Here is a 20367-nt window from a genome sequence, read left to right as displayed (position 1 = left end):
CTTACAGCTGCCGTTCGACCATCATCTTCTTGGTCTCGGCAATCGCCTTGGCCGGGCTCAGCCCCTTGGGACAGACGTTGGCGCAGTTCATGATGGTGTGGCAGCGATAGAGACGGAAGGGATCTTCCAGATCATCCAGACGATCGCCGGTAAATTCGTCACGGCTGTCAGCCAGCCAGCGATAGGCCTGCAGCAGGATCGCCGGCCCCAGGAACTTGTCGCTGTTCCACCAATAGCTGGGGCAGCTGGTCGAGCAGCAGGCGCACAGGATGCACTCGTACAGGCCATCCAGCTTCTCGCGGTCCGCGGGCGACTGCAGCCGCTCCTTGCCGCTCGGCGCCGGGCTGACGGTTTGCAGCCAGGGCTTGATGCTGTTGTACTGCGCGTAGAAATGGGTGAAGTCGGGCACCAGATCCTTGATGACGTCCATGTGCGGCAGCGGCGTGATCTGCACTTCCTTGCCTGCGCACTCGTCGATCGCGGTGGTGCAGGCAAGGCCGTTGCGGCCGTTCATGTTCATCGAGCAGCTGCCGCAAATGCCCTCGCGGCAGGAACGACGGAAGGTCAGCGTCGGATCATATTCATTCTTGATCTTCAGCAGCGCGTCCAGAACCATCGGACCGCAATTGTCGAGGTCGATCTGGAACGTGTCATATCGCGGGTTCTGACCCGAATCCGGATCATAGCGATAGACCTTGAAGCTGCGGACATTGGTCGCACCCTCGGGCGCCTTGTGGGTCACGCCCTTGCCGCTGATCTTGCTGTTCTTGGGCAAAGCAAATTCGGCCATCGCTCGTCGCGCCTCTTCGTCGATGTCTATCAGTTGGGGGTCCGCATAACGAAAAATCTGCAAAGGTCCAGCACTGAGACCATGTTTCTGCCCCAGCGGCGCTTGTTGCAAATGGCTTGCAAATAATCATTGCCGACGAAGGGCTTCGGCTTGCGTCCGCCGCCAGTGGCGCTAGAGCGAAACGGCCTCTCGCCTCTCGCCTTGCGCGGGCCGGCAGAGTAGAAGCAAATTCCGGTTATGCCCCAGCGGCGGCGAATATCTGTGGGGACCGCCTTCATTGTCGATCGACATCGCCTTTCTTGCCATCGCCGAAGCACAGCAGGTCTATCATTGGCTGCCGGCCGCGCTCGAGCTGGCGGCGCGACCGGATGTGCGCGTTCATATACTTTCCCCCTCACGGCTGATCCTCGACCTCGTCGCCAGCTATGATCGCGACGACCGGCTGGACCTGATTCCATTGCGGCGTCCGTCAACGAGGCCCGACAGCCTGTTCCGCCTGCCGTCCCGCTTCGCCACCCTGCTGCTCAACTATCGGACCATCGCCCGCTTCCCGACGCTGGTGACGACCGAGATCACCAGCGCCTGGCTTAAGCGCGTGCCCGGCTTTGCGACCCGCCTCATCCTTATCAAGCATGGCGCAGGCGACCGGGCCGGCGGCTATAAGCAGCGCCATGCCGATTTCGACCTGACCATCGTCGCGGGCGAGAAGGATCGCCGGCGCATGATCGAATATGGCCTGTGCACCGAAAAGACCTGCATCGTCGGCGGCTATGCCAAGTTCGAGCTGCGCGCGCCGCGTCGCCCCCAGTTCGACGACGACAAGCCGGTGCTGCTCTACAATCCGCATTTCGATCCGGACCTTTCGTCCTGGATCAACCATGGTCCTGCAATATTGGCGGCGCTCGAAGCGTTGCAGGGCTGGAACGTGATCATCGCACCGCATGTAAAAATGGCCCGCCACGTACCGCCGATCCACAGCGACAGCCCGCATATCCGGATCGACATGGGCAGCCGGCGGTCGATCGACATGAGCTATACCACTAGCGCGGACGCCTATCTGGGCGATGTGTCGAGTCAGGTCTATGAGTATCTGCTCACCCCCCGCCCCTGCATCTTCCTCAACCTCGACCATCATGACTGGCCCGACGACCAGGCCTTCGCCCATTGGCGCCTTGGCCAGGTGATCGACAGCATGGACGCGCTGCAAGGCGCACTCGATCGGGCGGCGGACTTGCAACCGGGCTTCGTTGCTGCTCAGGAAGCGGCAATGCAGGATAGTATCGATCTCTCCCCGGTCCCCGCCTCGCAGCGGCAGGCCGCCCTCATCCTCGATTTTGCGCAGAAGGCACAGGCATGATGCAGATGATCAGCACCACCCTCGGCCCCGTCCGCCTGCTTGGCGACAATGCGACCCCGATCTGGGGCATGTCCAATGCCGAGCGCAACCGCCGCATGGCCGAAAGCGCGGCCAAGAATGGCAGCACATTGGCGCCGGGCCATGAACTGGTCTTCAATCTGACCTATGCGTTCGACCCACTGCTGTTGCGGCTGGTGCTGGAAACGCCCGGGACGGTCTTCGCCTGGGCCGGCCAGCCGATCGTCGGCCAGGTGCCGGCGGGCAGCGACCCGATGCAGGCCAGCGGCCTCATCGACCTGTCGGACGGGCGCAAGCTCTACAATCGCCAGCTGCGCAAGCTGGAACAGCCGATGGTGCGCGAACTGGTGCCCCAGACCCGCAAGGCGATCGAGCGGCAAAGCTATTTCGGCGCCTATAAGGGCGTTACCGACCTGCTCACCAAATATCTCTGGCCCGAACTGGCGCTGATCCTGACGCGACTCGCCGCGCAGTTGCGGATGACGCCGAACATGGTGTCGGTGATCGGCGTGACCCTGTGCCTGGTCGCCACCTTCCTGTTCGCCAAGGGCATGTTCTGGACCGGCTTCCTGTGCGGCTTCATCTTCATGGTGCTGGACACCGTGGACGGCAAGCTGGCCCGTTGCACCATCACATCGTCCAAATGGGGCAATGTGATCGACCATGGCGTCGATCTGGTCCACCCGCCATTCTGGTGGTATTTCTGGGGTACGGGCCTCGTCTATTGGGGCCTTGGCCTGTCGGCCGGCACCTTCACCTTCATCATGACCGCCGTGATCGCGGGCTATATCCTCCAGCGCCTGATCGAGGGGATGTTCCTCAAGGACTTCAAGATGGACATCCATGTCTGGCGGCGGTTCGACAGCCAGTTCCGCCTGATCACCGCGCGCCGCAACCCGAACATGGTGATCCTGTTCGTCTCGCTGCTGTTCGGCCGGCCCGACATCGGCCTGATCGCGCTCGCCTGGTGGACGATCCTCTCGCTGGTCGTCCATGCCGTGCGCCTGGGCCAGGCCTATATCGTCCATCGTTCGGGCCAGCCGATCGTCAGCTGGATGGATGAAGCCGAGGCGGCGGCATGAACGCCACCATCGAAAAATTCGGCTGGCCCGCGACGCTGATCGCGGAGTTCGACCATTGGGTCGTGCTGCTGCGCCCGGCTCAGCCGACGCTGGGATCGCTGGTGCTGGCGGCGAAGAGTGACGCGACCGCATTCGGCGACCTGCCCGGCGCGGCCCATGCCGAGCTCAAGACCGTCACCGCCGCGATCGAGGCGGCGCTGACCGGCGCGGTCGGCTATGCCAAGATCAACTATCTGATGCTGATGATGGTCGACCCGCATGTCCATTTCCATGTCATCCCCCGCTATGAGGGGGAACGCAGCGCGGCGGGCCTCACCATCGCCGACGCAGGCTGGCCGGGCCAGCCCGACCTTGGCACAGCGGTCAAGATTGACAGCGAAAGTGACACGGTGCTGCGTGATTGGTTGAAGGGCTATTTCGCAAACTGAGCTGACGCGTCAGGGCCGAAAAGTGGCGCTTAGCACGACGCGATCGGACTGAGCGCCGCGATTATATTCCGCCTGCAATCCCCAGTGGCGTGACAATTCCAGGTTGAACCCGGCGATCCCCGCCCAGGGATGGCTGCTCTTGAGATCGACGCTGTAGCGCAGGTTGATGCTGTCGCCATCGTCGAACACCGGCCCGCTCTGCACCGTCCCGGCAACGGTCGCGTGCATGTCGAAATAATTGGCGCCGACATAGGGGCTGAGGATCGTCTCCCTACCCAGGGCGAAACGCGGTCCGGCGCGCAGCGCCATGTCGGTGGTCCTGAGGTTCGACCGGTCCTTGTTCGACACGCTCAGCGTCTTGGCGACCGACAACGCCACGAACCAGTCATTATTGCCATAGCCCAAAATGCCGCCCAGCGTCGTGGCGACATTATCGACATGGCCGGTAAAGGGCAGGTCGACATGACCGCAGGGCTTGGCCGGTCGGCAGAAAGGCGGCGGGATGAAGGCGTCCAGATCGATGTCGACGCCGATATTGATATGCCCCTTCACCTTGCCGATCCCAGCAAACAGGTTGAGGAAGGGGAACAGCCAGACGTCCGCCTTGAACTCGCTGTTGGTGGTGTGACTTTCCAGCTCTGTCGTGGTGACGAAGGGCACGGGCGTCAGCGTGGCGTCCTCGGGCGGATTCTGCCCCTTGGCGAAGGCGACGGCCAGGCTGTCGCTCTTCATGTTCTGGACATTATGGATGAACATGGCGCTGCCGCCCAGCGCACGCTGGATATGATAACCGCGCTCGATGGCCTGCTTCGCGCCGATGGGCAGGATCGGATAATGGGGCGACGGCCCCGCACGGTCGGACCGGGCATCCTCGGGCACGGTCGGCTCCACGGTCCCGCCAGCCTCCGCAACAGTGGCAATCGCGCCGGGTGCAGCATTGGTGACAGATGCCTCCTCCTGCGCCACCGCCGGTACGGCACAGCCTGCGCCTGCCAGCATAGCCAGCCACATCGACACCATATCCTGCATCCCTGGCGCCATCCTCCCTGCCCCCTGGGCATCGGGTTTGCGCGCAATCTATGCCGCAATAACGGGCGCCTGGCTTCTGGGTAATTTCCTGCCTGTAATTGCCCATTTCCCCCGATAGGCGCCCGCGCCAATCCGGCTAGACTGATGACGTGTGCCAGAGGGAGATTGCCGCGTGAGACAAGCGCTGTTCGGCCTGGCCCTGCTGGCCTGTCTGCCATGGACCATATCCGCCGCTGCCCAGAATGCACCGGTGAAGGATATTGCCGATCAGGCGCAGACAATCCGGCCGGACAATGGCGCGCCCGATGCCACCGCCCCGAGCCAGCCGCCCAGCACCAAGCCCGACCTAGTGATCACCCCCATCCCGATGTCCAACCCCGCCTTCGGCACCGGCCTGGCTGCCGCCGCCGTGATGTTCTACAATCCCAATGGGTCATCCCAGCCCTGGATCAGCGGCGTTGGCGGCGGCTATACCAGTACAGATAGCTGGGGGGTCGGCGCCTTCCACAGCATGTCAGCGGCCAAGGACCGGCTCCGCGTCATGGCCTTTGCCGGCTATGGCATTGCCAATCTCGACTTCTACGGCATCGGTCCGGATGCCGGCAGCGCGGGCGTGTCAATCAAGCTCAAAGACAAGGCGCTGATCGGCATCAGCGATGTCGAATATAAATTCTTCACCAAGGGCTTCCTGCGCCACCTCTATCTGGGCGGGCGCATCTATTATCTCGATCTCAATTCGACCACATCCATCCCCTTGCCCAACCGGCCGGACTTCACCCCGCCCGAAATCGAGCGCGACAGCAAGATATCAATGATCGGCCCGGCCTTCACCTTCGACAGCCGCGACAACAGCACCGCCCCGCGCAAAGGCGTCTATGTCACCGGATCCATGCTCTATGGCGCCGATTGGCTGGGCAGCGATTTCGAGCATCACAAGCTGAGTTTCGCCGCCAATGCCTATTTCCCACTCAGCAAGACCACGGTGCTGGGCGTGCGCAAGCAGCTATGCGGCGTGTCGGACAATGCCCCCTATTACGACCTGTGCCTGTTCGGCCAGCAAGGCGACCTGCGCGGCTATGAGGCCGGCCGTTATCGCGACGGTGCCAGTTGGGCGCTGCAGGCGGAAATCCGCCAGCATCTCTTCGGTCGCTTTGGCATCGTCGGCTTCGGCGGCGTCGGCGGCATCGCCGAAGATACCAGCGCGATCCTCAAGCACAGCACGGTACTGGGGTCGGGCGGTTTCGGTATCCGCTATCTCGCCTCGAAAAGCGCGAACGTGAACCTGCGCGCCGACATTGCCTGGGGCAAGGACGGCGCCGCCTTCTATTTCGGGATTGGCGAGGCCTTTTAGAGTTTCACGCCCCGTACCGTCCCTCGGCTACCCATTTCTCGGTGAGCGCATTGGCCGCATCGACATCCTGCGGGAAATCGACTTCCTGCCATTCCAGCCCCTCGATCGACACGGTGCCGACCCGGTTGCCCTTGGCGATGATGTCGATCGCGCGCAGATACCAACGCTGCACGCCTTCGGGCGTGCGCATCATCTGGTCGACCTGGTTGCGGAAGATCGCCGGCCCTTCACCCACGAACGCCAGCATGCCGATCGATTCGGCATTGGTGTCGGGCGGCAGCAGCCGCTTGCCGATATGGTGCAGGCGCCCCGTCTCGTCCCGGTTCACCTTCATGTCGTCATCGTCATAGTCGCCATCGGGCTTCACATCGACGGTGACGGTGATCGCGTCCTTCGCGCCCGCGACCAGCCGGGCGACGATCTCGTCCGATATGATGGTGTCGCCGTTCAGGATGATGAAGTCCTGATCCATCTCTTCCCGCGCGATCCAGCAACTGCCCAGATTGTCGGCAACCTGGAAGAAGGGATTGAACAGGGTGCGAATGCGCGCGCCGGTCTCGCGATAAAGCTGCAGCGCATGATCCTCGACCCGCTCGGTGCGAAAGCCGGTGACGACGACGATGTCGGTGATGCCATTGGCGACCAGCGCCGCGATCTGCCAGCTGATCAGGGTACGACCATTGAAGTCGATCATGCATTTGGGCACGTCGCGGGTCAGCGGCAACAGGCGCGACCCCTGGCCGGCGGAAAGGATGATGGCTTTGGTGATGCTCATGGCCCGGCTTTAGAGCGATTTTCCCTTGCAGGGAAGACAAGGACGCATTTGCGCTGCGCCGCCTGCCTCCCTAGATAGACGCGCGCCAGAAACATCGGGCGTCCCACGCGAAAGGCCTCTGATTCCGTGAAGTTCAAGCGCGCAAAAGGCAGCAGCGCACAGGACGGCTTTGCCCGCATCCTGGCCAATACCGGCTGGTTGCTGGGCGGCAAGGGCGTGGGCGCGGTGCTGAGTCTCGCCTATCTCGCCATCGTCACCCGGACGCTGGGCGTCGCCGATTTCGGCCGCTTCGCGCTGGTGCTGAGCGCCGCCAATGTGATCAAGACGCTGGTATCCTTCGACAGCTGGCAGATCGTCGTGCGCTATGGCCAGCCGCATCTGGCCGACGGCAGGCATGACGCGCTCAACCGCGTGCTGCGCTTCTGCATCCTGATCGACCTTGCTTCCGCGCTGGCCGGCGGCCTGATCGCGGCGGCCATCATCGTCGCCTTTGCCGGCCAACTGGAACTGGGACCGGGCATGGGGCTGCAGGCCTGGCTGTTCTGCATGGTGATGATGATCACCATCCGCTCTTCCCCCACCGGCATATTGCGCCTGTTCGACCGGTTCGATTCGGCCGCCGTCGCAGAGACCATGATCCCGGTCGGGCGGATGATCGGCGCGGCCATCGCGCTGACGGTGATGCCGGACATTACCGGTTTCCTGATCGCCTGGGGCGGCGCGGAGCTGCTATGCGCCGCCGCCTATTGGTACCTGGCCCTGCGCGAAGGGCGCGGCCGGCTGGGCAGCTGGACCGCCGGTCGGGCGCTGGACGCACGCACGGAAAATCCCGGCATCATCGGCTTCCTGACCGCCACCAACCTGCAGACCAGCCTGTCCGCCATGGGCCAGCAGGTCGCGGTCCTGGTGGTCGGCCTGTTCGTCGGCCCAGTCGGCGCCGGCCTCTATCGCCTCGCCAACCAGCTGGCCCAGTCGCTGACCAAGATTTCCAGCCTGCTCTCGCGCAGCATCTTCGTCGAACTGTCGCGCACCCAGTCGAGTCATGGCATCGACGCGCTGCGTGCCCTGTTCCGCCGCACCAACCGGCTGGCGCTGATTGCGGGCGCCATCATCATCGCCCTCATCCTGACGATCGGCCATCCGTTGCTGGCCCTGGTCGCGGGCAAGGAATTCCTGCCCGCCTATCCGCTGCTGCTGCTGCTCGGGGTTTCGGCCTGCATCGACCTGGTCGGCGTGGGTTACCGCCCGCTGCTGATGGCCACCGACCGGGCCGGCCTGTCGCTGCGCATCACCTTTGCCGCAACCCTGCTGCTGCTGGGCATGCAGGCGGTGCTGCTGCCTATCAACGGCACGATCGGTGCGGCGATCGCCAATATCGTTTCATCGATCGCCGGATTCCTGATGATGGGCCTTGCCACGCGACGCGCTCTGGCCTTGCGCGATCCCGTCACGCCGGCGCCGCAGGCCGACTGAAGCGGCACCGGCCCGGCTCTCCTGGTCGAGGGGGGAGAGGAGAGACGGGCCGATGCCGCGCCCACCCCGGCATGGCCGGGCCGGGCTAGGGCAAGGGATTCAATAATATTTGAACGATGTGACGACCCCGTTCTGGGTATTGCACTTGAAGGTCTTCTTGACCGTCTTCTGCTTGCCGTCCTTCTCGATCACGACATTGACCAGCGCACGCACGGCGCCCCGGCTGTCGCTCTTCTTGTCGGTGTCTTCAACCTCGCGCAGAGTGACGTCGACAACGCCCTTCTTTGCGCCCTGCGCCTTCGCCTCGTTCAGGCAGGCGGCGACGGACACGTCGCGTGCATCATTGCTGACCGGGGTGACCGGCGTCGGGGCCGGCGGCGTCGCAGGAGCGGCCGGGGCTGGCGGCGCGGCCGCATCGGGGCTAGCCTGCGCCATGAGCGCGAGGGCAAGGATCGGGGCGGCGGTCAGGGCGAGGATGCGGCGCATGAGAGTCCCTTTCGACTGGGTCCGCCATGGTCTAGCAACCACGCTTCACCGCCGGCATCGGGGAAAACCCCGAAAAAGGGAGTCAACAATGCTGCCGCGTGCGACCAGTCAGCGTCGCAGGATCGTTTCGATCAGCACGATATCGTCAGGCTTGTCGGCATCAATGCACGCTTCCGCCTGGTCCATGGCCACCAGCCGGGCGGTGAGGCCGAAGCGGCGGCCGATGCGGGCGATGCCGCCGCGCAACGTCAGGATGCGCAGCAGCGCACCTATCAGTGCCAGGGGACCGAAAGCGGACAGGATTTTCCATCCCTTCTTGCGATCCTGCTCGATATCCTGCCACAGCGCGATCACCGGGCGCGCCTTCGCACTGCCGAACCAGAAGATGTTGGCACCCGACCACCAGCCGTCGCGAAACTTGAGCCAGGTGCGGCGTGACTGCGGATAGCGCGCCAGCAAGGTCACCCGCTCGACCAGGGCGACGGCGATGTCCGCGCCATCGGCCTCGGCCACAAACTGGTCGAGCATCGGCGCGTCGAGCAGCACATGGTCGGCGGTCGTCATCAGCAATGGGAAAGGCAGATCCGCCGTCTCCATCAGTTGCAGCAGAGAGGTGGCAATGCCCTTGCCACCGCGCTCAAACCGCACACGCGGCTCGCTGGCCATCCAGGCAGTAGCGGGATCCGCCGCGAAATATTCCGGATTCTGGGTCAGTACGACCACCTGCCCGATCGCCGGATGGGCCAGCAATGCGCGCGCCGGTCGATTGATCATCGGTTCGCCCGCGACCGGCACCAGCGGCTTGACCGGCACCCCGGCCGCAATGGCCAACGGATCGGCGATCGGCCGCGCACCGGCAAGCAGGATGGCGGTGACGGGAGCGGTTTGGGACATGGTCATCCGCGCTCGTTAGCCGAGCGGGGAAGGCAGGCAAAGTCGCTTATTTGCCGATCATGGTCGGCGCCGCCGTCGGGGCGGCCTGCGCCACGCTGACCGGCATCCCCACGCGCAGCGCCTTGAGTTGGGCCAGCCGCGCGCGGAAGGCGACAAGATCGCTGCCGGTCAGCTGTGCCGTGGTGGTGAACTTCACCGACAGCGGATTGATGACCTGGCCATTGCGATACAGCTCATAATGGAGATGCGGGCCGGTCGACAGGCCGCTGGAGCCGACATAGCCGATCACCTGCCCGCGCCGCACCCGCTGGCCCGGCACTGCGGCGATGCGGCTCATATGGGCATAGCCGGTGGCAAGCCCGCCGCCATGCTGGATGCGGACATAATTGCCATGACCACCATGCCGGCCGGCAAAGGCAACAACGCCGTCTGTCACCGCATAGATGGGCGAACCGTAGCGCGCCGCAAAGTCGATGCCGGCGTGCATGCGCGTATAACCCAGGATCGGATGGCGCCGCATGCCGAAATTGGACGTCATCCGCCCGCCATCGACCGGTGCACCCAGAACGCCGCGCTTTTCACCGACGCCCGATGCCTCGAACCATTCGGTGCGGCCGTCGCTGGTCCATTTCAGCATGTCGACCGCCCTGCCGCTGGCCCGGCGGAAACCGGCATAGAGAAGGTCGCCGACCTCGACATCGCCGGTTTCGGCGCGGCGATATTCGGTGATGATGTCGTAGCGATCGCCGGCGCCGATCGAGCCGAGATCGACCTGCTGGGCGATCACGCGCAGGAAGGCCTGCACGGCCTTGGGCGGGGTTCCGGCCGCGCGGGCCGAACGATAGATGCTGTCACCGACCACGCCCTGAATGCGCAGCGGCGTATTGTCGACATGAATGGGCATGCGCGTCACTTGCAGCACGCCGCCGACCCGGTTGAATTCGACCGCCAGGTCGAGCCGTGCCCGGAATGCCAGCTTGTCGAGCGGCCGGGGCGACACGCGGCTGGCACGCCGACCCAGAATGATGTCGAGCCGGGTGCCCGGCTTCACGCCCGTGCCGATGTCGCCGGCGACCATGCTGGTCACGGTGGCGACGTCTCCGCTGCTTACCCCGGCGCGCGACAAGGCCCGGGAGAGCGTGTCACTGCTGCCGATCTGGGCATTGAGTTCGATCTGCGGTCGCTCGGGCGTTTCCTTGAGCGGTTGCACGGCATCCGTCGCGCCCATGCGCCGACCACTGTCCGCGCCCAACGCCAGCGGCGTGATCATCTGGCTGCGCACCTCGTCATATTGGGCGGGTGCCAGCAAGGGTTCGGGTGCGCCCGGCACCGGCTGGAAGCCGGGCGAGAGATAGAGGGCGGTGGCGCACAGGCCGAAACAAGTGGCAAGACCGCGAAACCAGGTGAGGCTGCCGACATTCTGACCAAGGTCCGGGACCAGGTTGACGTCCTCGGCCCAGTCGCGCACGCGGCCGCGCCAGTCGCGATGCTCCGTTGCACGGGCGGGATGCAGCGAATCCGCAAGCCACAGGGAAACGGATGCACCGCCCTGCTGGAATCCAGACTGACTATCCTGAAACAAAACCGGCGACCCCCCGGGGCATTCATTCTTCATTGCACACGCAACGGCCCCACGCCCATGCGTCGGATGCCACTGTTGTGAATGCCCAAGGTTAAAGTCAATTTAAGACGGCTGCATGACGGAAACCGGTGCGACGAAACGTGCCGCGACACCGACGGATTCCCATGAACCGATGGAACTGCAGTACAAATGCGCAAAGTCCTTGCCCTGCCCGCCATCCTGCACGACATAGGCCCCATCATGGCCCAGTTCGCCCGTTCGCCCGTCACCGCCGTGCTGGGTCCCACCAATACCGGCAAGACCCATCTCGCCGTCGAGCGCATGTGCGGCCATTCGAGCGGCATGATGGGCTTTCCGCTGCGCTTGCTGGCGCGCGAGGTCTATGATCGTGTCGTCGCGATCAAGGGCGCGAACCAGGTGGCCCTGATCACCGGCGAGGAAAAGATCGTGCCGCCGGGCGCGCGCTATTTCCTGTGCACCGCCGAATCCATGCCCATCAGCGGCGTAGGCCGACAGGCCGGAGCCGACACAAGAAACGCCGGGCGCGAGACGGCGGCGATGACCGGCGGCCTCAGCGATTTCGCCTTCGTCGCGCTGGACGAGGCACAGCTGGGCGCAGATCCCGAGCGCGGCCATATCTTCACCGACCGGATTTTACGCGCCCGTGGCCGCGAGGAGACGATGATCCTGGGGTCGGCCAGCATCGCCCGCACGGTCAAGAGCCTGGTCCCCGATATCGAGATCATCGGCCGCCCCCGCTTTTCCACCCTGTCCTATGCCGGCGCCAAGAAGCTCTCGCGCCTGCCCCGCCGCTCGGCGATCGTCGCCTTCTCGGCCGAGGAAGTCTATGCCGTGGCGGAGATGCTGCGCCGTTTCCGCGGCGGCGCGGCCGTGGTGATGGGCGCCCTGTCGCCGCGCACCCGCAACGCCCAGGTCCAGATGTTCCTGAATGGCGAGGTCGACTATCTGGTCGCCACCGACGCGATCGGCATGGGCCTCAACCTCGACGTCGCCCATGTCGCCTTTGCCTCGCTGCGCAAATTCGACGGCCGCCGCTCCCGCCGCCTGACGGTGGCCGAAATGGCGCAGATCGCCGGCCGCGCCGGACGCCACCACAAGGACGGCACCTTTGGCAGCCTGGGGTCGGAGGATGGCGACGCTGCCTTCACGCCGGAGGAGATCGAGGCGATCGAGGCGCATCGCTTCCCCCCGGTCGACCAGCTTTTCTGGCGCGACGGCGCGCCCCGCACCGACAGCATCGATCACCTCATCATCGATCTGGAGGCGCGGCCCGATCGTCCCGAACTGCGCGCCGCGCCGCAAGCCGTCGACCTTGCCGTGCTGCGCCGCATGGCGGAAGATCCCGAGGTCCAGGCCCGCGTCCGCTCCAAGCGCGATGTCGAACGGCTCTGGGCTGCCTGTGGCCTGCCCGATTTCCAGAAGCTGGGCGCGGAGCATCATGCCCGCACCGTGGCGCGCATCTGGCGCTTCATCGCCGGCAACGGCTCGGGCTTTGGCGGTCATATTCCACGCGACTGGTTCGCCCAGCAGATCGCCCGCCTCGATTCGGTGCAGGGCGACATCGACACCTTGTCGGGCCGGATCGCCGCCGCGCGCACCTGGTCCTATATTGCCCATCGCCCCGACTGGCTTGCCAATCCGGTGGAGATGGCGGAACGCACCCGCGCGCTGGAGGAAAAGCTGTCCGATGCCCTCCACGCGGCCCTGACGCAGCGTTTCGTGGACCGACGCACCTCTGTTCTGCTAAGGGATATCGGACAGAATGCGAGCAACCTGCCGGTCACGGTCGACTCGGACGGGACGGTCTGCGTCGATGGTGAGATGATCGGGCGACTTGACGGATTTCGTTTCTCAGTCGATCCCGCTACGCGACTCCAGGACAGAAAGCTGTTGCTGGCGGCGGCGGAAAGGCGCCTTGGAAAGGTATTACGAGTGAAGGCTGACGAATTGATGAGCGCTGCGGATACGGATTTCGCGCTCATGGACGATGCGGGACAGACGCCGGGCATCGCCTGGCAGGGAACCCCTGTCGCCACCCTGCTGGCCGGGCCGAGCTTGCTCGCGCCCGAAATCCGGCTCGATCGCGCGCTCGCCGCGCTGGGCCAGGATGTTCAGAAGCAGGTCACCACCCGCCTCTCGGCCTGGGTCGAAGCGCAGAGGCAGAAGCATCTGCTGCCGCTGGTCAAGATGAGCGAAAGCGCCGCTGACCCGGCGGTGCCTGCCGTCGTGCGCGCAGTCTTCGCCCAACTGGCCGATGCCGGCGGCGTCGCCCCCCGGCTCGATCTTGATTCGGCGCTCGGCCATCTCGACAAGGACCAGCGCCACCTGCTGCGCCGCGCCGGCATCGATATCGGCGTGCTCGACCTCTATCATCCCGGCCTGCTGAAGCCGGGCGCGGCGCGCTGGCGCGCGGCCCTGCAAGCCGCCCGCATCGGCAAGCCCTGCCTGCCGCTGCCCCAGCCAGGCCTGACCCTGATCCCGACCGGCGACAAGCCCCAGGAAATGGGCGCCCGCATCGCCGGCTTCCGCAGCTTCGGCCCGCAGATGCTGCGCATCGACATGGCCGAGCGCATGGCGCGCACCGCGCATGAGACGATCGCGAAGAATGAACCCTTCAGCGCCCTCAGCCCGCAGATCGTGTCGCTGGGCCTGTGCGAAGAGGCATTTCTGCAGTTGATGCGCGCCGCCGGCTTCCGTCCGATCGATCCGGTGCCGACCCCGGCGCCCGTCGCTGAAGCTCCGGCGCAAGCCGCTCCTGTGGTGGAAGCAACGGACGCTGCGCCTGATGCAGCAGCGGAAGCCGGTGCCGAGACGCCGGTCGAAACGGCTGCCGACGTTGCAACCGAAACCCCGGCAGAAGCCCCCGTGACCGCCACTGGCGCCAACTGGGTGTTCAAGGGCCGGCAGAAGGGCCGCCCGCAGGGCGATCGTGGCCCGCGCGGTCCCCGCCGCGACCAGCAGCAGCGCCCCGAGGGCAAGTTTGCCGGTAAAAGCGACAATCGCGGCGACAACCGGAACAGGGGGGGCGATCGCGGCCCGCGCAAGGGCGGCGACCGTGACGAGGGCCGCGCGCCCCGTTCCGCCCCCGCCAGCCATCAGGCCGCGACCAGCAATCACGCCTTTGCTGGCCTGGCCGATCTACTGGGACGCAATGGCTAACCCGCAGGGGGCCGTGACAATGCCGGGGACGGGCGTCGGCCCGTCCCTGCGCATCGACAAATATCTGTGGTTCGCGCACCTGTCGAAAAGCCGATCGACCGCGCAGAAGCTGGCCGAGGACGGCCATATCCGCCTCAATGGCCGGCGCATCGACCGATCCCATGCGCCCGTGCGCGTCGGCGACCTCATCACCTTCCCCCACGCCACCAGCGTTCGCGTCGTCCGCGTGGTTCAATTGCCCGCCCGACGCGGCCCCGCGCCCGAAGCGCAGGCCTGTTATGAGGAACTGACGATCGGCGGCTGATCTCGCCGCTAGTTCAAAACCGGTAGCCGAGCGCCAGAAAGCCGTTCGGCCGCGTCGCATGCTCGACCAGCGGACTGTCCTTCACCCGGCCGAGCAGGCTGGTCGCCCCGACCGATCCGGTCACGCTCCACCGGCTGTCGAGCCGATAGACGATGTTCAGCAGCGCCGAGACATCCTTGAACCCCGCCTTGCCGCGATAGCTATCCAGCCCGGACGCCGCCGCCTCGCGCGCATTCACCCCGAAATAGCCGTCCATATGCTTGCCGTCGGCAAAACTGGTGGCGATCGAGGGGGTGATGATGACCTTCGGATTGAGGATGATCGGATAGGACAGGCTGGCATCGGCAATGAAGCCGCCGGTGCTGCCGGTAATGCCCTGGGTCGCGCCCAGCGTCGCCACCACGCCGCCGCCGGTCAGATTGGCGAACACGCGCCCGCCCACGCCCCAGGACAGCCTGTCGATACCAGTCGGAACGTCGCGCCGGCGATAGCCGGGCATAGGGGTGACGCCCGCGCCGATGGTCAACGCCCGGTCATCGACCAGATTGAGACCGACGCCGTTGCGGAAATTGGCGAAGAAACGCCCTTCGACAATGTCGATCGCGGGCAACGGCAGCACGCGATAATCATCGGCGCCCTGATAGACCGGCGTCACTGCCGCGCCCAGGCCGATGACGATGCGATCCTTGCTCGGCTGCCCCACTGACTGGCGCGAACTGCTGAGATCCTGCGCCTCAACCGCAATCTGGGCCATCATGCAGACGGCGAAAGGCGCCGCACTCCACTTGCATATCCCCAATATCATTGTGCGTTCCTTCTGACGCGGCAGGAATAGTGCCGCGAAAACTGCCGCCGCGCCCGCCTAAGTCGCACATGATATAGAGATATAAGATATTGTGAATACTAGATAATATTTCCACTTTGTGAAAATGCACGATGCCCACGGTACTTCCGCCTTAGATCATTTGCGAGCGGAGGGCGCGGCCCTGCACACCATGCGCGGGTAACGCGCCGCTATCGCCTGGCCAGTCTCTCGGCAAAAACCGCCCCTAAAGCCCCGCCAACAATATCCTCATTGACCTTGGCGCGCACCGGGCATAGCAGGGCCGCCGCTGTCGCAACCCAAAGAGTGCCCTGACAATGACCTATGTCGTGACCGACAACTGCATCCGCTGCAAATATATGGATTGCGTCGAGGTCTGCCCGTGGACTGTTTCTACGAGGGCGAGAACATGCTGGTCATCAATCCCAACGAGTGCATCGATTGTGGCGTGTGCGAACCGGAATGCCCCGCCGAGGCGATTCTGCCCGACACCGAGAACGGCCTGGAAAAATGGCTGGAGCTCAACACCAAATATTCCGCCGAATGGCCCAACATCACGGTCAAGGGCGAGGCACCGGCCGATGCCGACGCGATGAGCGGCGTCGAGAATAAGTTGGAGCAGTTCTTCTCGCCCGAACCCGGCGAAGGCAGCTGATCGGATTGCCTGCCTGAACCAGGCACGGCGTCCCATTTTGCGGCACACCCCCAGACCTTGTGTCCGGGGGTGGCAATTTTGTTACGAATCTGCTAAATAGCCGCCAGCAGACGAACATGGTCGCGTTCGTCCTGGAGTATTCGCATCATGTCTTGACGGTGACGCCGCGGACTTTCCCCGACTCGTGCCCCTGCTGCACCTGCCCCGCGACGGCCCGTTCCCCGGTTGAATAGAAAGGTTTCAAATGGCTGCCAAGGCGCTGTCCTTTGACGTTGGTGATTATGTCGTTTACCCCAAGCACGGCGTGGGCCGTGTGATCGAACTCCAAAAGGAGCAGATCGCGGGCATGGAGCTGGAGCTGTATGTGCTCCGCTTCGAGAAGGAGCGCATGACGCTTCGCGTTCCCACCAACAAGGCCGAAGGCGTCGGCATGCGCAAGCTGTCCTCCAACAAGACGCTGGAGGAATCGATGGAAACCCTGAAGGGCAAGCCCAAGGTCAAGCGCACCATGTGGTCGCGCCGCGCCCAGGAATATGAAGCGAAGATCAATTCGGGCGACCTGGTGTCGATCGCCGAAGTGACGCGCGACCTGTTCCGGGCCGATGACCAGCCCGAACAGAGCTATTCCGAGCGCCAGATCTTCGAGGCCGCGTCCAGCCGCCTCGCCCGTGAACTGGCCGCGATGGAAGAGACCGACGAGCCTACCGCGCTCAAGAAGATCCTGCGCATCCTGAACGAGGCTGCGCCGAAATATGCGAAGGTCGAGGGCTAAACAGCCCGATCGAACATGAGACATGGGGCGCCCCGAACCATCGGAGCGCCCCATTTCATTGGGTCACCTATTTGTTCTGGACTGCGCCGGCCGCATCCTTCGCCGCGTCGCCCACGTCGCTGGCCGCCTGGCCGACCTGACTGGCCGCGCTCGACACCGCATCGTCCTTGCGGGCCTGGCTGCTGACCAGGAAGAACGCGCCGACCGCGACCACAATCACCAGCAGCAGGATGGCAAGGGTAATGCCCGTGCCGCCGCCACGCCGTTCTATGATCGTCGTCGTGGGCGCCGGACGCTCCTGATAATCCGCCATTGTGACTCTCCTCTTTATCGCCCCATCGGAGGGATCAATGCCGGAGAGCGGCCAAAAGTTTCCGGTTCAGACCAGAAGCAGAGCCAGGATGATCGCCACCAGCGACTCGATCATCGCGCGCGACGCCTGAAGAAAGGCGCGGAAACGACCGATGCCCAATTGCTGCGCGAACCAGATTATCTGCAGGCTGCCATACCAGATCAGGGTCGCCAGCATCAGCAGGATGCCGGTAGCCCCGACCCAGAGCGGCTTGTGCGGCGCCAGCATCATGGTGCCGCCCAGCCCCAGGAACAGCGCCAGCGGCGCAGCCAGAAAGCATTGGCCGTAAAAGGGCGCGCGCAGCGTATTGCGGTCGATCGACAGCTTTTGACACCGCAACAGCCGCACCGCCATCAAAAGCGGGAACAGGCTGTAGACGATCAGCCGGAAAAGAATGAGATTGGTATCGCTGCTGATCAGCGCATCCAGCCCGACCCGGCTCTTCACCAGCGCATTCTGGCCGATCACGCCCAGTTCCAGCCCGTGACAGAGCAGCAGCGAGATCAGCAGGAACAAAGGCGGGCTCAGCGTGTCGGCATATTGCTCCTCTGGCGCGTCATCCAGTTCCCGGTCGGCATAACGCATCAGCTGCAGCGGATGTGTCAGCGCCCGCCACAAGGTGATGGGATAGAAGACCAGCCAGGACATCAGCTCATAGAGCAGCTTGTCCAGCGACTTCAGAAAATCGAGCAGGAACATGAGCAAAGGATGGCCGCATCCCTCGCCAAGTCAATCTTCCCCTTATTCCGCGATCGGGACGAAGGCCCCCTTGGCGCGATCCTTCACCACCTTGTCCGCGCGGAAGACGGAGCCGCTCATCGTGATATAGACGCCCGGTTCCGCCACCTGCGCGGCGGCGAAGGCCATGCCCAGGTTGAAGCTCGCATCGCTCTCGCCAAAGCGCGCCGGCGCCAACGCACCGACCAGCACGATCGTCTTGCCCGCAATGCCAGCGAGCTGCTTGGCGGTCTCCGTCATCGTGTCGGTACCATGGGTGATGACGACATGTTTTTCCGCCGCTGCGGCGACGCGCGCATAGATCAACGCACGATCATGGTCATCCAATTCCAGGCTGTCCTTGCGCGTCACTTCCTCGATCCGGAAGGGATGCTTGACCCGGGCAATATCCAGCAGCTTGGCCATGACGGTTTCACCGACCTGATAGTCGGACAGGGCGTCGAAATAGATTTTGTCGATCGTCCCGCCAGTGGTGAGCAGCAGGATGGGCGTTTCGGGGGACAGCATGGGACGACTCCGGATTTCGATGCGCCCCCTTAACGGATAAAGGCGCGGATCGGAACCGCCGCTATTCGCCGCGCGCCATCGCTTCGCCGCGATCGCGCGCGGCCGTCAGCGTATCGACCAGCAGCGTCAGCAGCCGATCATCCGCATCGAGGACATTGAGCCCCTGGCGCGTCATGCCGCCCGGACTGGCCACCTGATCCGCGAGCGTGGCCGGTGAGACACTCGCGCGCGCCGCCATGTTCGCCGATCCCTGCACGGTGGCAAGCGCCATCCGCGCCGCCTGATCGGCGGGAATGCCCAGAGCCGCGCCGGCGCGCGCCAAAGCGTCGATAAAGCGGAACAGGAAGGCCGGGCCACAGCCCGACAGTGCCGTCACCTGGTTGAACAGCGCTTCGTCGCCCATCCATTCGGCCAGGCCCAATGGCGCGATCAGCGCGGCGATGTGCGCCCTTGCGCTTTCATCCGTGATCGCATCGGCATAGAGCGCGACCACGCCTTCGCCCAGCCCCACGGGCAGGTTGGGCATGGCGCACACGATATCGCGCGCAGCCGGGAAATGATGGCGCAGGTCGGCGATCGGCGTACCGGCCAGGATCGACACCAGCCGGGTTTCAGCCGTCAGCAACGGAGCCAGCCCAGCGGCGACATCCGCGATCTGATAGGGCTTCATGCCCAGCAGCACCGTGGTGCCATCCGCCAGGGCCTCAGGATAGGCCGTGACGACGGTGACGCCATCGGCCACCGGCTTGCCGCTTGGCCGCAGCACGGTAACCCGTGCTGGATCAAGGCCGCAAGCGAGCCAGCGCGTCAGCATCTGCCCGGCCATATTGCCGCAACCGACAAGGAAGAGATGATCGGGCCAACGAGCGATGGTCATGGTCAGGCCTCAGGCTTCGCCGCGGGTTTCGATCAGGCTGGCGCTGATCGCCTCGGTCGGGCTCTTTCCGCCCCACAGCACGAACTGGAACACCGGATAGAAGCGTTCGCACTCGTCGATCGCCGTTTCGACCAGCAATTGCGCCTGATCCAATGTCAAAGTGCCGCCCTGGCCCAGCAGCGCACCATGGCGGAACAGGACGATGCCGCTCGACGACCACAGCTCAAAATGGCCCAGCCACAGCTGTTCGTTGATGAGGCCCAGCGTCTCGTAGATGACGCCGCGCTTCTCTTCGGTGACGCGGATATCCGGCAGCGCCAGCAATTGCAGCACCTGATCCTCATCGCGCCAGATGCCGCGCAACTCATATTGCGCCCAGCTGCCCTGGGTGCTCGCGACGATCTCATCCTCGCCGACCTGCTCGAAGCTCCAGCCATGCGCCTCGTAGAAGGCCGCCAGCATATCGATCGGCGCGGCCTCATGCCCGCCATTTTCAAATTCGTCGCTATCCATCATCGGCGCGCCTTTATCACCGAAGTGGGTGAAAAGACAGGGCGCTTACTCGGCGCCCGAATCCTTATCCACAGCTTTGATCTTGGCCGCGCGCACGCTCTTAGTCACCGGCTCGGACGACTTGCCTTCCAGTGCGTCGAGGCGGGCCTTGAGCAGTTCGACTTCCTCGCGCGCGGCAGCCGCCATCGCCTTGACCGCGTTAAACTCCTCGCGGCTGACGAAGTCCACGCCACCGATCCATTCCTTGGCGCGCTCGCGTGCGTTGGTTTCCAGCTCGCGGGTCATGCCCGCGACGGTACCGGCAGCACCATTTACCAGCTTGGCCAGGTCGTCGAAAAAGCGATTCTCGCTCTGCATGATCGTCTATCCTCGTATCAGGCG

Annotated in this window: 21 protein-coding genes and 1 pseudogene; 9 read left to right on the top strand and 13 right to left on the bottom strand. The window is 64.4% G+C overall.

All coding sequences use genetic code 11. The features are described from left to right. Nucleotide 1 precedes the first annotated feature (1 nt). A complete protein-coding gene (locus PMI04_RS06770; RefSeq protein ID WP_007709875.1) occupies nt 2-790 on the bottom strand; it encodes a succinate dehydrogenase iron-sulfur subunit in 789 nt (262 codons plus the stop codon). Nucleotides 791-1067: 277 nt separating this feature from the next. On the opposite strand from PMI04_RS06770, the gene PMI04_RS06765 reads away from it, so the two are divergent. The 3 genes from PMI04_RS06765 to PMI04_RS06755 are packed head-to-tail and all read left to right on the top strand — an operon-like array spanning nt 1068 to nt 3675. Next, complete coding sequence (locus PMI04_RS06765) at nt 1068-2147, top strand: hypothetical protein (RefSeq protein ID WP_007709873.1); 1080 nt, start codon at nt 1068-1070, stop codon at nt 2145-2147. Then, a complete protein-coding gene (locus PMI04_RS06760; RefSeq protein WP_007709872.1) occupies nt 2144-3247 on the top strand; it encodes a CDP-alcohol phosphatidyltransferase family protein in 1104 nt (367 codons plus the stop codon). The genes PMI04_RS06765 and PMI04_RS06760 overlap by 4 nt, the downstream gene beginning before the upstream one ends. Then, nucleotides 3244-3675: an HIT family protein gene (locus tag PMI04_RS06755; RefSeq protein ID WP_007709868.1), complete on the top strand. Its 432-nt coding sequence runs from the start codon at nt 3244-3246 to the stop codon at nt 3673-3675. The genes PMI04_RS06760 and PMI04_RS06755 overlap by 4 nt, the downstream gene beginning before the upstream one ends. A 9-nt stretch (nt 3676-3684) precedes the next feature. Here PMI04_RS06755 and PMI04_RS06750 read toward each other — a convergent pair whose 3' ends face one another. Then, nucleotides 3685-4716: an outer membrane beta-barrel protein gene (locus PMI04_RS06750; protein ID WP_238535918.1), complete on the bottom strand. Its 1032-nt coding sequence runs from the start codon at nt 4714-4716 to the stop codon at nt 3685-3687. Nucleotides 4717-4876: 160 nt separating this feature from the next. Here PMI04_RS06750 and PMI04_RS06745 point away from each other — a divergent pair, with 160 nt between their 5' ends. Next, complete coding sequence (locus PMI04_RS06745; protein ID WP_007709863.1) at nt 4877-6055, top strand: BamA/TamA family outer membrane protein; 1179 nt, start codon at nt 4877-4879, stop codon at nt 6053-6055. A gap of 4 nt (nt 6056-6059) precedes the next feature. Here PMI04_RS06745 and PMI04_RS06740 read toward each other — a convergent pair whose 3' ends face one another. Continuing rightward, entirely contained in the window at nt 6060-6830 is a 771-nt protein-coding gene (locus tag PMI04_RS06740; protein WP_007709852.1) for a phosphocholine cytidylyltransferase family protein, read from the bottom strand. Nucleotides 6831-6956: 126 nt separating this feature from the next. On the opposite strand from PMI04_RS06740, the gene PMI04_RS06735 reads away from it, so the two are divergent. Continuing rightward, on the top strand, nt 6957-8303 hold the full coding sequence (locus tag PMI04_RS06735) for a lipopolysaccharide biosynthesis protein (protein WP_007709850.1): 1347 nt from the start codon (nt 6957-6959) through the stop codon (nt 8301-8303). Nucleotides 8304-8402: 99 nt separating this feature from the next. Here PMI04_RS06735 and PMI04_RS06730 read toward each other — a convergent pair whose 3' ends face one another. From PMI04_RS06730 to PMI04_RS06720, 3 genes are all read right to left on the bottom strand, one after another. After that, entirely contained in the window at nt 8403-8789 is a 387-nt protein-coding gene (locus tag PMI04_RS06730; RefSeq protein WP_007709848.1) for a hypothetical protein, read from the bottom strand. A 108-nt stretch (nt 8790-8897) separates the two neighbouring features. Further along, entirely contained in the window at nt 8898-9689 is a 792-nt protein-coding gene (locus PMI04_RS06725; protein ID WP_007709846.1) for a nucleotidyltransferase family protein, read from the bottom strand. 40 nt (nt 9690-9729) lie between these two features. Continuing rightward, a complete protein-coding gene (locus PMI04_RS06720; RefSeq protein ID WP_007709844.1) occupies nt 9730-11298 on the bottom strand; it encodes a M23 family metallopeptidase in 1569 nt (522 codons plus the stop codon). A 207-nt stretch (nt 11299-11505) separates the two neighbouring features. On the opposite strand from PMI04_RS06720, the gene PMI04_RS06715 reads away from it, so the two are divergent. Beyond that, a complete protein-coding gene (locus tag PMI04_RS06715; RefSeq protein ID WP_037486435.1) occupies nt 11506-14445 on the top strand; it encodes a helicase-related protein in 2940 nt (979 codons plus the stop codon). 19 nt (nt 14446-14464) lie between these two features. Then, nucleotides 14465-14749: an RNA-binding S4 domain-containing protein gene (locus PMI04_RS06710; protein ID WP_007709839.1), complete on the top strand. Its 285-nt coding sequence runs from the start codon at nt 14465-14467 to the stop codon at nt 14747-14749. A 13-nt stretch (nt 14750-14762) separates the two neighbouring features. Here the strand turns inward: PMI04_RS06710 and PMI04_RS06705 are convergent, their stop codons facing one another. Next, nucleotides 14763-15554, bottom strand: a complete 792-nt coding sequence (locus PMI04_RS06705; protein ID WP_007709836.1) for a MipA/OmpV family protein — start codon at nt 15552-15554, stop codon at nt 14763-14765. A gap of 335 nt (nt 15555-15889) precedes the next feature. On the opposite strand from PMI04_RS06705, the pseudogene fdxA reads away from it, so the two are divergent. Both fdxA and PMI04_RS06695 read left to right on the top strand, forming a co-directional pair. Further along, nucleotides 15890-16227 (top strand): annotated as a pseudogene (gene fdxA / locus PMI04_RS06700) (ferredoxin FdxA). 244 nt (nt 16228-16471) lie between these two features. Next, nucleotides 16472-16999 (top strand): CarD family transcriptional regulator, encoded by a 528-nt coding sequence (locus tag PMI04_RS06695; RefSeq protein WP_007709832.1) that lies wholly within the window; start codon nt 16472-16474, stop codon nt 16997-16999. A 67-nt stretch (nt 17000-17066) separates the two neighbouring features. Here PMI04_RS06695 and PMI04_RS06690 read toward each other — a convergent pair whose 3' ends face one another. The 6 genes from PMI04_RS06690 to PMI04_RS06665 all read right to left on the bottom strand — a co-directional run bounded on the left by PMI04_RS06690 (nt 17067) and on the right by PMI04_RS06665 (nt 20343). Beyond that, on the bottom strand, nt 17067-17312 hold the full coding sequence (locus tag PMI04_RS06690) for a hypothetical protein (protein WP_007709829.1): 246 nt from the start codon (nt 17310-17312) through the stop codon (nt 17067-17069). Nucleotides 17313-17378: 66 nt separating this feature from the next. Further along, nucleotides 17379-18050 (bottom strand): hypothetical protein, encoded by a 672-nt coding sequence (locus PMI04_RS06685; RefSeq protein WP_007709827.1) that lies wholly within the window; start codon nt 18048-18050, stop codon nt 17379-17381. A gap of 42 nt (nt 18051-18092) precedes the next feature. Continuing rightward, the gene (locus PMI04_RS06680) at nt 18093-18596 is read right to left on the bottom strand and encodes an asparaginase domain-containing protein (RefSeq protein ID WP_007709824.1); all 504 of its coding nucleotides are present in this window, start codon (nt 18594-18596) and stop codon (nt 18093-18095) included. 61 nt (nt 18597-18657) lie between these two features. Next, complete coding sequence (locus PMI04_RS06675) at nt 18658-19473, bottom strand: pyrroline-5-carboxylate reductase dimerization domain-containing protein (protein WP_007709821.1); 816 nt, start codon at nt 19471-19473, stop codon at nt 18658-18660. Between the two features lie 9 nt (nt 19474-19482). After that, nucleotides 19483-19989, bottom strand: a complete 507-nt coding sequence (locus tag PMI04_RS06670) for a YbjN domain-containing protein (RefSeq protein WP_007709818.1) — start codon at nt 19987-19989, stop codon at nt 19483-19485. A 42-nt stretch (nt 19990-20031) separates the two neighbouring features. Then, nucleotides 20032-20343, bottom strand: coding sequence for an accessory factor UbiK family protein (locus PMI04_RS06665; RefSeq protein ID WP_007709817.1), 312 nt, complete (start codon nt 20341-20343; stop codon nt 20032-20034). Between the last annotated feature and the right edge of the window lie 24 nt (nt 20344-20367).

This window comes from Sphingobium sp. AP49, assembly GCF_000281715.2.
GTDB lineage: Bacteria > Pseudomonadota > Alphaproteobacteria > Sphingomonadales > Sphingomonadaceae > Sphingobium.
This window is presented reverse-complemented; position numbering and strand designations above follow the sequence as displayed.

Coding starts and splice junctions, on each gene's coding strand:
- PMI04_RS06770 (WP_007709875.1), bottom strand. CDS start 790: ATGGCCGAATTTGCTTTGCCCAAGAACAGCAAGATCAGCGGCAAGGGC.
- PMI04_RS06750 (WP_238535918.1), bottom strand. CDS start 4,716: ATGGCGCCAGGGATGCAGGATATGGTGTCGATGTGGCTGGCTATGCTG.
- PMI04_RS06755 (WP_007709868.1), top strand. CDS start 3,244: ATGAACGCCACCATCGAAAAATTCGGCTGGCCCGCGACGCTGATCGCG.
- PMI04_RS06760 (WP_007709872.1), top strand. CDS start 2,144: ATGATGCAGATGATCAGCACCACCCTCGGCCCCGTCCGCCTGCTTGGC.
- PMI04_RS06690 (WP_007709829.1), bottom strand. CDS start 17,312: ATGGCGGATTATCAGGAGCGTCCGGCGCCCACGACGACGATCATAGAA.
- PMI04_RS06740 (WP_007709852.1), bottom strand. CDS start 6,830: ATGAGCATCACCAAAGCCATCATCCTTTCCGCCGGCCAGGGGTCGCGC.
- PMI04_RS06705 (WP_007709836.1), bottom strand. CDS start 15,554: ATGATATTGGGGATATGCAAGTGGAGTGCGGCGCCTTTCGCCGTCTGC.
- PMI04_RS06710 (WP_007709839.1), top strand. CDS start 14,465: ATGCCGGGGACGGGCGTCGGCCCGTCCCTGCGCATCGACAAATATCTG.
- PMI04_RS06720 (WP_007709844.1), bottom strand. CDS start 11,298: ATGAAGAATGAATGCCCCGGGGGGTCGCCGGTTTTGTTTCAGGATAGT.
- PMI04_RS06715 (WP_037486435.1), top strand. CDS start 11,506: ATGGCCCAGTTCGCCCGTTCGCCCGTCACCGCCGTGCTGGGTCCCACC.
- PMI04_RS06730 (WP_007709848.1), bottom strand. CDS start 8,789: ATGCGCCGCATCCTCGCCCTGACCGCCGCCCCGATCCTTGCCCTCGCG.
- PMI04_RS06695 (WP_007709832.1), top strand. CDS start 16,472: ATGGCTGCCAAGGCGCTGTCCTTTGACGTTGGTGATTATGTCGTTTAC.
- PMI04_RS06725 (WP_007709846.1), bottom strand. CDS start 9,689: ATGACCATGTCCCAAACCGCTCCCGTCACCGCCATCCTGCTTGCCGGT.
- PMI04_RS06685 (WP_007709827.1), bottom strand. CDS start 18,050: ATGTTCCTGCTCGATTTTCTGAAGTCGCTGGACAAGCTGCTCTATGAG.
- PMI04_RS06680 (WP_007709824.1), bottom strand. CDS start 18,596: ATGCTGTCCCCCGAAACGCCCATCCTGCTGCTCACCACTGGCGGGACG.
- PMI04_RS06670 (WP_007709818.1), bottom strand. CDS start 19,989: ATGATGGATAGCGACGAATTTGAAAATGGCGGGCATGAGGCCGCGCCG.
- PMI04_RS06675 (WP_007709821.1), bottom strand. CDS start 19,473: ATGACCATCGCTCGTTGGCCCGATCATCTCTTCCTTGTCGGTTGCGGC.
- PMI04_RS06665 (WP_007709817.1), bottom strand. CDS start 20,343: ATGCAGAGCGAGAATCGCTTTTTCGACGACCTGGCCAAGCTGGTAAAT.